The organism is Paenarthrobacter aromaticivorans, from assembly GCF_019038615.1.
In the GTDB taxonomy this organism is placed as follows: Bacteria; Actinomycetota; Actinomycetes; order Actinomycetales; family Micrococcaceae; genus Arthrobacter; species Arthrobacter aromaticivorans.
Genome location: NZ_JAHOPC010000002.1, coordinates 286,123 through 299,849 on the forward strand (window position 1 = coordinate 286,123; position 13,727 = coordinate 299,849).

The window sequence follows — 13,727 nt, forward strand, 5'->3', positions numbered from 1 at the left end:
TACCTGGCCCTGCGGCGGCTGGCTTCCGCGCTCTTGGCCTTGCTGCCGGGCAGCACGTTTCTGTCTGCTGTCCGGTACGCAGTCATCTCAACGCTCATGGGACCAGCCCCTAGTAATTCGATCGTTTGTTTGACAGGAGATTGCCGCTTCTGTAAAATTTTGAATTGTACATCCTGTTCGGGAAAACGTCGAGAGGAGAAGGGCTTGGATGATATCCAGCGGCTGATCGCAGTGGAAGAAATCAAAAGACTCAAGTCGCGGTACTTTCGAGCGCTCGACAAAAAGGACTGGGACGCGTTTGCAGCGAACTTCACTGACGACATCATCTTCGACTTTACGGAGTCGGATACTGGCCAGGATGTCGACGAACTGGTTCAGCATGTTTACCGGGTTGAAGGCGCCAAGGAAGCAGCGGCGTGGGCCAGGGATGCCCTCGGTGACGCCGTAACGTCGCACCATGGCCACATGCCGGACATCGATGTTTTGGATGATGAGTCAGCCATCGGTACGTGGTCTTTGAACGATCAGATTTGGTTTCCACCCGGCTCGGAATTTCGCTTCTCCAAACTGGAGGGCTACGGTCATTACGAGGAGACCTACAAAAGGGTGGACGGGGCTTGGAAGGTCGCTAGCGCCAAATTCATTCGCCACCATGCGGTCTGGACCGTGAGGGGAGATGACTAGCTGGAGTTTCAACCCGCACCTCGTCGCGGCTGTCTCGTAACTGACAACCGGAGGTAATAACACTTCGTTTGTTGTTCCTGGCGAGTCAACTTGCAGCCATAATCTTGACAAATCTCCGCGCAGCCAGTCGCGTGGAGCTGATCCTAGGAGGAAAATGCCGACCGCCAAGACTACCCAAGGCGTGCCAGTTAAAGCCGCAAAAACCCGCGAACGCTTTAACCGGGACGACAATGTGATCGCTGCAGCCATCTCGGTCATGTCCGATAAAGGATACGCATCGACGTCGATCCAGGAGGTCGCGGAACGGGTCGGCGTTCTTAAGGGCAGCCTCTACCACTATTTCAGTTCCAAGGAAGAGCTTCTCTACCGCATCCTGGAAGAGTCCCATGAACAGTCGAGGGAAATTCACCGTGAAGTGATCGAACTCGACTTGCCGCCGCTGGAAACCCTCCTGCTCTACGTTCGCAGGCTAAGTGTGTGGTACTTGGCGAACGTCGAGCGTGCGAACATCTTCTTCACGGAGATGAAGCATTTGACCGGAGATCGGCAGGTGGCAGCTGCTGGGTGGGGCCGCGCGTTCGAGCGTGACATCAGCGATCAGGTGGTCGCTGGTCAAGCCGACAGAAGTATCCGCGACGACATTGATCAGCGCCTGCTGACGCGCTTTATACTCGGCGCTGTAAACAACGTCAGGTTTTGGCCCAGCCGGCGTTCGAGCCGTCAGTTTGACCACGATGCCATCGTTGATGCGCTCGTCGCTCTTGTCGGTGACTCTATCCGAGCCTCTTAGCTGCGGGAGTCCCGGCATTCACCTTTAGTCTTAGGGCGGCTGCCCGTCTTCAGCAACTCTGTGAAACCGCGACGGCTCACACCCTCTTTTCAAACAACTGTAGGGTAGAGTTTCGCCTTAGCGTACGCTGAATGGGCTTCATTACCTTGGCTGTTGAGAGGACCTGTCGGGATGAGTAGCGTAAAGGATTTGGTGGACTTCGCAGTCGCTCGAGGTGACGATGGCTACGAGGAAGCACGTCAGGGGATTGTGTGGCAGGAGAACGTCCCTGACCGTTTTCCTGATGTGATCGTGAAAGTCAAGAATCAACTGGAGGTTGCCCAGGTAGTCCAATGGGCCGCAGCCAACAATTTGAAGGTTTCCGCGCGCTCTGGTGGCCACGCCTGGGCCGCCTCGAGTCTGCGTGACGGTGGCGTGCTCGTCGATCTCTCTGCTTTGGACTCGATTGAAGTAGATGTTGAATCACATCTGGCCCGTGTAGGGCCGGGAACCAAGGGTGAGCAGCTGAACGGCGCTTTGGCTCCCCATGATCTTTTCTTTCCCACCGGTCACTGCCCTTCGGTGGGTCTGGGCGGTTTCCTGCTGGGTGGCGGCTACGGCGTGGCAGGGGGTAAGCGCGAGTCGTGCATGAGCGTACGCGCGGTCGACGTCGTCACTCCACAGGGCGAACTAATTCGCGCTGACGAGACCCGGAACGTTGACTATTACTGGGCAGCACGCGGTTCGGGCGCCGGATTCTTTGGCGTTGTTACAAGCTTCCATCTTGAGGTCTATCCACGGCCCAATGTGGGGATGAACTTGTCCGTCACGTTTCCCTTGTCGCGCTGGGAGGAGGCGCTGCGCTGGAGCCTGACCATCTCGGACAAGCTTGACAACGATGTCGAGTTGTACCTGCTGATCGGCGGCTACCCCGACAGTGAGGACCCTTCGGTTATTAACCTTGGAGTACTGGTCGCGGCAACCATATTTGCCGACAGCGAAGAGGCCGCTCTTGCCGCTCTTCAGCCACTCAAGGATTGCCCGGTGGCGGAGGCCGCCATTGGTGAAGCCGTGCCTACGACTATCGAGGAGATCTACGCGCTGAATGACCTCATCGACCCCCCTGGTTACAGGTACGCCGTCGATAACATGTGGACAAGTGCGGGAATCGATGACCTTATTCCTCAACTTGCGCCTATCATCGACAACCTGCCGTCTCCAAGGTCGTATCTTCTGTGGTGGCTGTGGACCGCTGACGACGAGGAGACCGCTGCCGTTTCCTCTCCTGGGCCCTCGTTCTATTCCGCGTACGCGATCTACGAAGATGCTGCGGACGATGAGAGAGCCATTTCGTGGGTAACGGAGAACATGCGGGCTCTTGAGCCTTGGTCCAATGGGGTGCAACTCAACGACGAGAACCTCGGGCGTCGCTATTTCCGACCGCTTTCAGATCCGAAGCTCAAGAAGCTTGAAGAACTCCGCGACAAGCACGACGGGTCGAGGCGGTTCTTCAGTTTTCCTGGGCTTGAGTAGCCAATACCGTACTACGTCGTCGCCATCGTGACCATGCCCAGTCCATGCCATCCGCCTAATGGCGGATTTCGTCCCAAGGGAGTGTCTCCTAAATCCGGGAGTGCTGGTCAGGAAAACTTGAAGGGTGTCTCGTACTGCTGTTTTGACTGATGGGCAGTGGGCCCGCATTCAGGCGTTGCTGCCGTCCTCTGTTGGTCGCGGGCTTCGTCCGTATCGGGACGATCGCCGGGTGGTGGAGGGCATCATCTACCGGTATCGGTGCGGGATTGCCTGGCGGGATGTGCCGGCCGAGTTCGGTCCGTGGCAGACGATATGGAAGCGTCACCGCCGCTACAGCGGTGACGGAACGGGGGACAGAATCCTGGCCGGGCTGGTGACGGTCGCAGATGCCCGCGGGGAAGTGGGCTGGTCGAACTCCGTTGACGTGACGGTGAACCGGCCCCAGCACGGGACCAACCTTCCCCACCGGGGCTCATCGAATGACATGAATTCGTTTGATGCGCCGGACGATGATGCGGTTGGCCGTTCCCGCGGTGGTTTGAGCACCAAATCCACGCCCTCGTCGACGGCAAAGGCAGGCCATTGGTGCTGCTGGTCGCCCCCGGACAGGGCGGCGATGCGCCAATGTTCCCTCACTTGATGGAGCAGCTGAAGATCAACCGGGCCGGTCCGGGAAGGCCACGAACCCGCCCGGACCGCGTTCGCGGAGACAAGGCGTACTCGTCCAAAGCGATCCGAACCCACCTTCGCGACCGCGGCGTCGTGGCGGAGACGCGCTCTAGACCGGTGAGGCGGAAACTACCGCAACCACCACCACTTTAACCCGTGTTGAGCATGAAGCTGGATGCCTGGCGGGTGAATGAATAAACGATTTCGCATGAGTGCTCAGGAGTAGAGTTCCAGAATCTGTCTCAAGATTTAACTACCGTACGATTGTTTGATAGGTCTTTCGATGCTAGCTTGTGCAAAGAGCCTGGCAGGACCCAACAGCAAGGGAGCTGGAAATGTCCTCGACTCTGATGTGAATGACAGCAACCCCGCAGGCCGTCTGCTTCACAAGGGCGAACACAGGCATACGGACGCGCTGGCGCCGCCCGTAGTACCAAGTCAGGCTTGCGGAAGGCATCACAAAACCGAGGCGGGCTGGAACCGGGGCGAAAGTGGCTCCGGGCCGCACCTTCCCACGGCAACTTTAACTACTCATGGATTGGAAGCAAGATGAGATTCACGAAAGCACGGAGGATGTCTGCGGCAATCGCAGTGATGGGCGTGCTGGCCATGCTGGTGGTGGGCTGCTCGTCAGTCTCACCTGAGGCCGCAACTATCGGTTCATCCTCCGCCGGCGGCGCCGGCACTGCTGACTTTCCGTCGCTCGCCGAACTCTACAAGGGGACTTCTGCAGAGCCGCCATCTGACGGGCCGGCGGCCGCGAAGGGCAAGTCGGTATGGGTCATCAATTGCGGGTCACCCTGCAACTCGGGTGCGGAGGCTGCCGAAGAAGCCGCCAAAGCCCTGGGTTGGGACTACCACTACGCGGACGGCAACCTGAACATCGCCGGCGGGTATGCCACCGCGATTCGCACAGCGTTGGCATCCCACCCTAATGCCCTCTACATCCAAGGCTTCAGCTGCACTGTCGCGCAGCAGCCGTTGCAAGAAGCGAAAGACCAAGGTGTCCCTGTCATCAGCGTTGACGGCGTGAACTGCAATGGCGCCGACGGAACCTCCTTGTTCACTGTCCCAAACGCCGTCAATAAGTCCGTCGGTGACAACATAGAGGAATTTTGGAAGGACAACGGTCGGCGGGCGGCCTGGTATCTCATTGCAGCAACGAACGGAAATCTACGAGCTATCTCAACTGATGGGCCGGATCCGCTGGAACATGCGATCGCCGAAGGGTTCCAGGAAGAGATCGCAAAGTGCTCGGGATGCAAGATTCTTCAGTCGATCAATTCCCCAGGCACAGACCTCATCCCAAACGGTCCGTGGATCCAAAACTTCCGGACCTCACTCGTGACCAACCCCGACGCCAACGGCGTGTTCCTGCCGTTTGACTTCATGTACGGCACGCTTGGCGGGGCCGCGGCGATGAACGAAGCGGGCAGTAAGGCAACGATGGCCGGAGGGCTCGGCATCGCCGAGGCGACCGAACTTGTCAGCAACGGAAAACTAACGTGGCCCGGTGCAGCAGACGACACTTTCAAGGGGTGGGCCGCGATGGACAACCTCAACCGGTACTTCAATGGGGTGGCTGCGGCCCCTCAGGGCGTCGGGCAGGCGGCCGTGAACACAGATAACCCGGACGCCATTCCGCCAGCGGGCAAGCCGTATCACGTGCCGTTTGATTACAAAGCTATCTATAGGTCGGTTTGGGCCGGGAATTAGACAAATCATGATCCAGGGTGGACGAGTGCTACCCGTTGGTAATTATACGTCCGGTTTATTGCCGGCAAGGAGTCCCAGGCAATTGACCTGGGGTCGGGCTGCAACGCAGCGGAAGGGATGGTCTGGGCATGGGCCGCACGTATGTAGTCACTGGGGCCGGTTCGGGCATAGGTAGGGCCACCGCGGACCGCTTGCTTACACAGGGAGCGACCGTCGTGGGAGTGGATCTGCGGGGCGCTGATATCCAGGGGGATCTGTCAACAGCTACCGGCCGAAGGGCTGCAGTGAAGGCTGCCGTCGATGCGGCGTCGGGCTCCGTGGACGCGGTCATCGCCTGTGCGGGAATCGCGTTACCGAAGCCATTGACGGCTTCTGTGAACTATTTCGGTATGACGGAGTTCCTTACCTTGATTCGCCCCGTTTTGGCGCAGGCGCCAGCCCCGCGTGCCGCACTCGTCTCCTCCGTGTCGTGTATCCACCCGAATCACCCGCAATTGGTGGACGCGCTGGTGGCTGATGATGAGGGCGCTGCGCTCAAGATTGCATCCAACATGGCGCTGGATGAGGGCTCGGCGAATCTCGTTTATCAGTCCACCAAACGTGCGATATCTCTGTGGCTACGTCGCGAGGCCCCAACCGCTGTCTGGGCAGGCGCCGGCATTCCGCTTAACGCCGTGGCACCTGGACTGGTAACGACCCCGATGACGGCAGAGTTGCTTGGTACGGCTGATGGCGCGTCGATGATGAACGCCATAGTGCCGACGCCGCTGAACGGCCACCAGTCGCCAGAATCAATTGCGGATCTGTTGATCTGGCTGACGTCTGAGCAGAACAGCCATATGTGCGGGCAAACCCTCTACTGCGACGGCGGCGCGGAGGTGGTGTTGCGCGGAACAGATGCGTACAGCTGGGCAGACGCAGCAATGAGCACAACCTTTGCAGAAATCTCCGCGAAGGTGTCTCCCTGACTAGCGTGTCCTCTATTCAGATACTGGTTCTTCAATCCAACAAACAATTGATGGGAACACTATGTTGCAGATGCCATATCACGCGGGATTCATCGTTGCCGACATCCGCGAGGGCATCCGAGATCTCGAAGAACGTCTCGGATACCGGTTCAATGAACCCACCCAGGTGAAAGCGCAGGACATGGAGGACCGCGTTAGCGGATCCAGAGGCCCGATGGATCTGTGGATCGCCTATACGATCGACTCTCCGTTCCGGCTGGAGGTTATAGAAAGTACGGGCGTGGGCATCTATGGGAAGGACTTCCTTGGGTTGCATCACTTGGGAATTTGGGAGCCCGACCCCACTGGGCGCTTACGAGCATTGGAGGAAGCCGGCGATCCCGTGGATGCTGTCTTCCGCGAGGAGGACGGTTCTGTATCCATCATCTATGCGCGGTCGGCAAGCGTGCCCGGGGCGCGCGTCGAATACGTCGCCGATGCTCAACGGGCTTCCTTTGAGCACTGGTTCGATACAGGAAGCTTTGCATGAACCTGTTCTTATCATTTTGTCGCAGGTAGCGGTGGGCTGCCAGGGGACGTATCAAGAAGAATCCGGCCAAGGTGCTTGCGCTTAACGACAAGCGAATCTACCATACAGTTGGTAGATGAAACCTCGCGAAAGTGGCTGAGGCGATTCAATTTGGATTACAGCGCTTGGTAGCCAGTCTCAGAGAGGAGACATTGTGTTCGACGCAAACTTTGATTTCGTGGTGATCGGTTCGGGGGCTGGAGCCTTCGCCGCAGCCATTGCAGCCCGCAAGCAGGGAATGAAGACGCTGATCCTGGAAAAGACCGATAAGGTCGGTGGCACTTCCGCCATTTCAGGTGGTGCTGTGTGGATTCCGAATAACCACTTACTCCACCGTGCAGGACAGGGCGATAGCCGCCAGGACGCGCTCACCTATATGAACGCTGCAGTCGGGCCGGAGACGCCGGCGACGAGCATGGACCTTCGGTTGGCATTCCTCGATAGTGGTCCGGAAATGGTCCAGTTCCTCGAAACCGAGGGCATGCGCTGGCGGGTTATGATTCCGTATCCCGAGTACTATTCATCGTTGCCGAAGGGCGATGTCAAGGGGCGCTCTTTGGAGGTGGACAGCTTCGATATGAGGACGCTTGGGCCTTGGGAGCAGCGTGTCCGCGGAGCCCAAGGCATGCCAGGGCTTGTGTTGTACAACACCGAAGCCCGGGACTTTCTGATGATTCGGCGAACAATTCGGGGCTTCTATACAGCCGGCAAGGTTGGCCTTCGGTCGTTCATTCAGAAGATCATCGGCCGACACACGGCTGCCGTGGGACAGTCGCTCATCGGTCAACTGCTGAAGATCACGTTGGACCGGGGGGTTCAGGTCTGGCCCTCCAGCCCTGTAGGCGAGCTGATCGTCGAAGGCGGGAACGTCGTCGGGGTCGTAGCGGACCATAATGGCAAGAAGATGCGGATCGGCGCCAGCCGGGGTGTACTGATTGCTTCAGGAGGCTTCTCGCGGAACACGGGCATGCGCCAGGAGTTCCAGCAGGGCCCCGTTGACCTCAACTGGAGCCTCGTTCCTGAAGGTGCCGACGGAGATTTCTACCAGTGGGTGACCGAATTGGGTGCGGAGACGGCGCAGATGGACCTCGCTTGGTGGATGCCGACGATGATCGATGACAAGGGTGTGACGCGGTTCAATATCTGGGAACGATCGCATCCCCACGCGATCGTTGTCGATTCGACCGCTCAGCGTTTCGTGAGTGAATCCACCGGATACCTTGAGTTCGGGGCAGCGATGGAGGAGCGCAACAAGACAGTTCCTGCCCTGCCGTCGTGGCAGATCATCGATAGTCAGCATCGCCGCTCATACCCATTCGCTTATATGCCCCCCGGTGTGACTCCGCAGTCGGCGATCGATGGAGGTTTCCTGATTCGCGCGGACACTATCGAGGAGCTTGCCAACAAAATTGGTCTCGATCCTCGGGCCCTCCGCACTACTGTTGATCGTTTTAACGGGTTTGCCAAGACCGGCATCGACGAGGACTTCAACCGCGGCTACAGCGCCTTTGAGCGCCACTATAGTGATCCGCGTCAGAAGCCGAACCCAACGCTCGGGACGATAGAGTCTGCGCCGTTCTACGCCATTAAGATCGGGCTAGGGGACCTCGGGACAAAGGGTGGCGCGATCACCGACTGCGACGGCAGGGTGCTGCGTGAAGACGGCACGACGATCCCGGGACTCTATGCGGTTGGCAATGCCACGGCGTCCATGCTCGGGGACTCCTATCCTGCGGCCGGCGCAACCATTGGAGCAGCAATGGTGTTCGGTTATCGGGCTGCCCTCGCGGCGGCAAATTCGGCGCCGTAAGCCAAAAGTGGCGCGTGCAGGTGGTCCGGTCGCGCCGAGCGACCACCTCCAAGGACTCCCTTAGCCAGTAATTCATAAGAAAAATACCCATCAGCCGGTGTCAAACGGTCGGTCGGTTGGTAGTATTAGTGGACGTTAGTCGGGCCTGTGCGGGCGACGGAATGACGTCCAGACAACAGGCCGGGCAATGCCGCCCGGCATACGAAAGGATTCCGATACTCATGACCTCAGATCAAAACGTCTCCACCCGAGGACTCGGCACGGCCGTCGTCATCGGTGCAAGCATCGCGGGCTCCAGCGCCGCGGCGGCGCTCTCGACCAGGTTCGGAGAGGTGATCGTCATCGATCGCGACACTCTTCCAGCCGAAGCCACTAAACGACGGGGCGTACCCCACTCGGGTCAATTCCACATTCTTAGCGCGGGCGGCAGGCTGGACCTTGAAGCGATATTTCCCGGTCTAACCGATGATCTGACAGCAGTCGGTGTGCCGTATGCCGATCCGACCGCGGTGTTCCGATACGGGTCGAAGTTTGGCTGGTTTCCGAGGCACTCTTCCGACATGCGCATCCTGCTTGGCACGCGACGCTACCTTGAGTGGTATCTCCGGGGCCGCGCTGCCAAACTAGGCAACGTGACGTACATACAGCGTACGCCCGCGAAGGGCCTCATCATCGAGGACGGCAGGGCTGTAGGCGTCGAAGTTGAGGACCTCGACACCAAAGAGCTCCGAGTCATTCGCGCCGACCTCTTCGTGGACGCGAGCGGGCGCCCGTCAATCGCCCCCGAATGGTTTGCTGAGGCCGGTTACGCGAAGCCTGTCGAGACGGTCATCAACGCACGGTGGGGCTATGCCACTACCTATGTGCGCGTACCGGAGGGATTTGACCCGGGGTGGACTGCCCTTTACGTCGGGCCCACAGTCAGCGGCGAAGGCTATGCGGCAACGCGCGGCGCATCCATGTGGCGCCAGGAGGATAACCTCATGGTCGTCACAGCGCAGGGGTGCGCCGGCGACTTGCCGCCGAGCGACGTCGAGGGTTTCCTTGACTTCATCTCCAGTTTTGGTTCGTCAGAGTTCCGAGATCTGATCGAGCAGTACGGCCGGGTGAGCGGCATCGAGGCCTGGCAGAACACCTCCAACCGGCTCCGTGACTGGTCGAACCTTAAAGAGCGTCCCGAGAACTTCGTAGTCGTCGGTGATGCGGCGGCAGCTTTCAACCCCATTTACGGACAGGGGATGACCGTCGCGGCACGCGGCGCACGAACGCTGGATTCTTCGCTCACGGGCTTCCTTCAAGATTCCGCGCCGGAATCGGGTCTGGATGGTTTCGCCGAGCGCTTCCAGAAGGATCTTCAGGCCGTGATTGAGCCGTCCTGGATGTTCTCAACTACGTCTGATTACGGCATCCCGGGGGTGGAAATCAACGGTGTAACCCAGGAGTCGTCCAAGTCACCGGAATCCGAGTACGCCGACCGCGTGATCGCCCTCGCAACAGAGGACGAGTCGATTTCGCTCAAGTTCATGGAGACGATCAACATGGTGCGGTCTACAGAATGGCTGGGCGACGAGGCTCTCCGGGATCGAGTGCTCGGGGACTGGGATCGTCTCGGATCCCTTCGCCGCTCTGATGTTTCAACCAACGTTTGAGATGGGACAGTGATGATGGAGTTCCGACCCTTTAGTGTCGACGTTTCCGACGAGGTCCTTGCTGATCTGGATCGTCGCCTCGCAGGCACCCGCTGGCCCGACGCTATCCCCGGCTCCGGCTGGACCTACGGCGCGGATCTCGGCTACCTGCGGGAACTCGTGACGTATTGGAAGGACCATTTCGATTGGCGCGCCTTCGAGAAGCGGTTCAACGCCTTCCCGCAGTTCACCACGATCATCGATGGGCAGCATGTCCACTTTCTTCATGTGAAGTCGCCGGAAGCTGAAGCTAAGCCACTGTTGCTACTGCACGGCTGGCCCAGTTCTCCGCTCGAGTTCCTGAAGGTAATAGGACCACTAAGCAATCCGGTTGCGCACGGCGGGCGTGCCGAGGACGCTTTCGATCTTGTCATCCCGTCGGTTCCGGGTTTTGCCTTCAGCGGGCCGACGACTGAGGCCGGCTGGCATCCGGGCAGGATCGCCGACGCGTTCGCTGAACTCATGACGGGACTCGGCTATGACACGTTCTTTGCCCATGGCGGCGATTTCGGCTCGGTGCTCGCGGGTCAGCTATCACTTCGCCATCCCGACCGGATTGCTGGACTGCATGTCACGTTCCTGGTTACGGGTGGACTTCGGCCGGAGGATGGCGAGCCGACGGCGGAAGAAGCGCAACTGGCTGCCGACCAAGCCGTATACAACATGGTAGAAACGGGCTATTTGGCACTGCAGGCGACCAAGCCACAGACTATCGCCTTTTCGCTGGTCGACTCCCCGGTTGGACTCGCGGCATGGATCGTCGAGAAGCTCAACACCTGGACTGACAATGGCGGCGTCCTTGAGTCAGTACTCAGCAAGGATGAGATCCTGGCCAATATCATGACGTACTGGGTCACCGCGACCGGTGGGTCGTCGGGCCGACTCTACTTCGAGACCGGCGCCGCAGGGATGATGGGTCCCTCATCAGAGCGGGTGGAGTCGCCCGTTGCCGTTGCAATCTTTCCGCACGAGCTATATCGCGCAACGCGGCGGGTGGCGGAGCATCATTACAACGTTGTGCGGTGGACTCCGCAAGCGAAGGGCGGTCACTTCCCGGCGTTGGAACAGCCAGACCTCCTGACGTCCGATATTCAAGAGTCGCTCCGCGCAATGTCAGGCCTGCCTGCTGTCGAGAGGAGCGTCGGATAGGCGGAAGTCTGTCCCTGCTATATGTAGTATTTCGTGCGGAACAGCGGCGGGGAGCGATCAGCTCCGCGCCGCTGTTCTTTCAGGGACCGGCCACCGTGATGTAGGTCCGCGACGAGCTGGATCACCCAGGGGTCGGCAAGCCCACGGGCCGGCGGGGGCCTTCAGCTTTGGGCCTTCTGATCGTGCGGCATTGTGGGATTCTTGGCGGCGCCGTCCGCTCTCAAGAGAAATCTCAAGCCAGGTTTTATAGCTGGCTTTCGGGACTAGCCACGGTGACCGACTGCCGCCAATCCCTTCGCGGGCCAAAGGCCTAATCAACCAAATGAATGGTAGACTAAAGTTACTCAAGCGCAAGCAATTGCGTGACCCCACCGCCAGTTCGCCGGGACGTGCTCGCCTCCAGGCGAGCCAGAGAACGTGCGACGGCCCGAACGATGAGGACATAACAATGACGCAGATCACGTATGTGTCAGTCGATGACACCGAACACACAGTAAACGCCACGGACGGTGAATCCCTCATGCGGGCGGCCCTCCAAAACGACGTGCCTGGGATCGTTGGAGAATGCGGCGGGGAACTCACCTGCGGAACGTGCCACATATACGTTTCCAGCGAGTGGAGCGACCGGGTCGCCCCGCAATCGGAGGGCGAGCGTGAGTTGCTTTCCATGATGGATGATGTGAGGCCCGAGAGCCGGCTTGCGTGCCAGATTCGCGTCCACGCCGACATGCACGGCTTTACCTCGCGAATCTCTGATCACCAATGAGCGGGGAGTCTTCTGTTGGCGAACTGGGGTCATACGACGTGCTCATCGTCGGTGCCGGGCAAGCCGGAGTGCAGACAGCAATGTCTCTTCGCCAGGGTGGATTCAGCGGTTCCATAGCAATTGTGGATGCCGAGAACGAATTGCCATATGAGCGACCGCCGCTTTCGAAGGCGTACCTCCGCGGCGATGCGGAGGTGGGAGAGTTCCGCTTCAGGTCCGCCGATTACTGGGCAAAGAACTCAATCGACTTAATCTCCGGTACGACTGTTGAATCCGTCGATGTCGAAGCGCACGAGGTCCTAACCGGTATGGGTCTACGGATCGGCTACTCGCACCTCGTCTGGGCCGCCGGCGGGCGAGCGCGGAGGCTCACAGTCCCGGGAGCAGACCTTTCCGGCGTCTTTAGCTTGCGCAATCACGCTGACGCTGAGCGGCTGCGGGGAAGTCTCGCTGGTGCACGGAACGCCGTCATCATCGGTGGAGGTTACATTGGCCTGGAAGCTGCGGCAGCGCTCGTTCAGCGAGCTGTTAGCGTGACTGTTATCGAAGTGCAGGAACGCCTGCTGGCCCGTGTAACCTGCGCTGCGGTCTCTGACTTCTACTCAGACCTCCACCGGGCTTCCGGCACCACAGTTCTGCTTAGCTCAGGCGTTGAACAGATTCTGGGCGAACGCGGCCACGTAGTCGGGGTGCAACTCAGCGACGGACAGATCTTGCCTGCCGACTTGGTCATCGTAGGTGTCGGACTGATTCCGAATGTCGAGCCGCTTGCCGCGGCCGGCGTCGTCTGCACTAACGGCGTCGAGGTAGATGGCGACTGCCGCACCTCGGTTGCTCACATCTTCGCTGTCGGGGACTGCGCCAACTACAAGAGTCCGTTCGCCGGTGGGATGCGCGTTCGTCTGGAATCCGTGCCCAACGCCGTCGAGCACGGTAAGGCCGTTGCGAGCGCGATACTATCGACGCCTAACGAGGGTATGACTCCACCGTGGTTCTGGTCGCATCAATTCGATACCCGGCTGCAGACGGTGGGTCTGCAGGCTGGCCATGACGAGGCAATCCTTCGAGGCGAGCCCGGGCAGTCTAAATTCAGTATCGTCTACCTTCGCGGTGGCAGGGTCATCGCTCTGGACTGTATCAATTCAATAGCGGACTTCGCGCAGGGCAAGCTCCTGGTAGCGCAAGGCACGCCAGCGACCGCCGAGGAGCTTGCCGACACCTCGATCCAGCTCAAAAGCTTGGCAACCAAAGTGCCGTAGACGTGTTGGGGAAGGCGCAGAATGTCCAGCGGAGTGTTCCAGCGCCGGGATCATAATTCGGCCCAGATTCGCTAGCGGGTGGAGGGAGCCTGTACAGCGGTATGCCGGTGTGGCGCGCAGAGTGCCGGGCCGGCGTTCCGCCAACGGC

General features: G+C 59.5%; 13 protein-coding genes. All 13 read left to right on the plus strand.

Features of this window, described 5'->3' with window-relative positions; translation table 11 throughout:
- Positions 1-204: 204 nt before the first annotated feature.
- Positions 205-684, plus strand: coding sequence for a nuclear transport factor 2 family protein (locus tag KSW38_RS04880; protein WP_216923343.1), 480 nt, complete (start codon positions 205-207; stop codon positions 682-684).
- Positions 685-838: 154 nt separating this feature from the next.
- Positions 839-1,474: a TetR/AcrR family transcriptional regulator gene (locus KSW38_RS04885; protein WP_216923345.1), complete on the plus strand. Its 636-nt coding sequence runs from the start codon at positions 839-841 to the stop codon at positions 1,472-1,474.
- Between the two features lie 171 nt (positions 1,475-1,645).
- Entirely contained in the window at positions 1,646-2,986 is a 1,341-nt protein-coding gene (locus KSW38_RS04890; RefSeq protein WP_216923347.1) for an FAD-binding oxidoreductase, read from the plus strand.
- Positions 2,987-3,110: 124 nt separating this feature from the next.
- The gene (locus KSW38_RS04895; RefSeq protein ID WP_216923349.1) at positions 3,111-3,626 is read left to right on the plus strand and encodes a transposase; all 516 of its coding nucleotides are present in this window, start codon (positions 3,111-3,113) and stop codon (positions 3,624-3,626) included.
- Complete coding sequence (locus KSW38_RS23790) at positions 3,572-3,808, plus strand: transposase (protein WP_216923360.1); 237 nt, start codon at positions 3,572-3,574, stop codon at positions 3,806-3,808. Before KSW38_RS04895 ends, KSW38_RS23790 begins: the two co-directional genes overlap by 55 nt.
- Positions 3,809-4,228: 420 nt before the next feature.
- The gene (locus KSW38_RS04905; RefSeq protein WP_216923362.1) at positions 4,229-5,371 is read left to right on the plus strand and encodes a sugar ABC transporter substrate-binding protein; all 1,143 of its coding nucleotides are present in this window, start codon (positions 4,229-4,231) and stop codon (positions 5,369-5,371) included.
- 128 nt (positions 5,372-5,499) lie between these two features.
- Positions 5,500-6,339: an SDR family oxidoreductase gene (locus KSW38_RS04910; protein WP_216923364.1), complete on the plus strand. Its 840-nt coding sequence runs from the start codon at positions 5,500-5,502 to the stop codon at positions 6,337-6,339.
- A 70-nt stretch (positions 6,340-6,409) separates the two neighbouring features.
- Complete coding sequence (locus KSW38_RS04915; RefSeq protein WP_216923366.1) at positions 6,410-6,868, plus strand: VOC family protein; 459 nt, start codon at positions 6,410-6,412, stop codon at positions 6,866-6,868.
- Between the two features lie 193 nt (positions 6,869-7,061).
- A complete protein-coding gene (locus KSW38_RS04920) occupies positions 7,062-8,717 on the plus strand; it encodes an FAD-binding protein (RefSeq protein WP_216923368.1) in 1,656 nt (551 codons plus the stop codon).
- A gap of 221 nt (positions 8,718-8,938) precedes the next feature.
- On the plus strand, positions 8,939-10,366 hold the full coding sequence (locus KSW38_RS04925) for an NAD(P)/FAD-dependent oxidoreductase (RefSeq protein ID WP_216923370.1): 1,428 nt from the start codon (positions 8,939-8,941) through the stop codon (positions 10,364-10,366).
- Between the two features lie 12 nt (positions 10,367-10,378).
- Positions 10,379-11,554 (plus strand): epoxide hydrolase family protein, encoded by a 1,176-nt coding sequence (locus KSW38_RS04930; protein ID WP_216923372.1) that lies wholly within the window; start codon positions 10,379-10,381, stop codon positions 11,552-11,554.
- Positions 11,555-12,002: 448 nt separating this feature from the next.
- Positions 12,003-12,320, plus strand: coding sequence for a 2Fe-2S iron-sulfur cluster-binding protein (locus KSW38_RS04935; RefSeq protein ID WP_216923374.1), 318 nt, complete (start codon positions 12,003-12,005; stop codon positions 12,318-12,320).
- Positions 12,317-13,579: an NAD(P)/FAD-dependent oxidoreductase gene (locus KSW38_RS04940; RefSeq protein ID WP_216923376.1), complete on the plus strand. Its 1,263-nt coding sequence runs from the start codon at positions 12,317-12,319 to the stop codon at positions 13,577-13,579. Before KSW38_RS04935 ends, KSW38_RS04940 begins: the two co-directional genes overlap by 4 nt.
- Positions 13,580-13,727 lie beyond the last annotated feature (148 nt).

What these genes read in the sequence shown, in the direction of transcription:
- KSW38_RS04885 (WP_216923345.1), top strand. Translation starts at nt 839, where the DNA reads ATGCCGACCGCCAAGACTACCCAAGGCGTGCCAGTTAAAGCCGCAAAA.
- KSW38_RS04890 (WP_216923347.1), top strand. Translation starts at nt 1,646, where the DNA reads ATGAGTAGCGTAAAGGATTTGGTGGACTTCGCAGTCGCTCGAGGTGAC.
- KSW38_RS04905 (WP_216923362.1), top strand. Translation starts at nt 4,229, where the DNA reads ATGTCTGCGGCAATCGCAGTGATGGGCGTGCTGGCCATGCTGGTGGTG.
- KSW38_RS04910 (WP_216923364.1), top strand. Translation starts at nt 5,500, where the DNA reads ATGGGCCGCACGTATGTAGTCACTGGGGCCGGTTCGGGCATAGGTAGG.
- KSW38_RS04915 (WP_216923366.1), top strand. Translation starts at nt 6,410, where the DNA reads ATGCCATATCACGCGGGATTCATCGTTGCCGACATCCGCGAGGGCATC.
- KSW38_RS04925 (WP_216923370.1), top strand. Translation starts at nt 8,939, where the DNA reads ATGACCTCAGATCAAAACGTCTCCACCCGAGGACTCGGCACGGCCGTC.
- KSW38_RS04930 (WP_216923372.1), top strand. Translation starts at nt 10,379, where the DNA reads ATGATGGAGTTCCGACCCTTTAGTGTCGACGTTTCCGACGAGGTCCTT.
- KSW38_RS04935 (WP_216923374.1), top strand. Translation starts at nt 12,003, where the DNA reads ATGACGCAGATCACGTATGTGTCAGTCGATGACACCGAACACACAGTA.
- KSW38_RS04940 (WP_216923376.1), top strand. Translation starts at nt 12,317, where the DNA reads ATGAGCGGGGAGTCTTCTGTTGGCGAACTGGGGTCATACGACGTGCTC.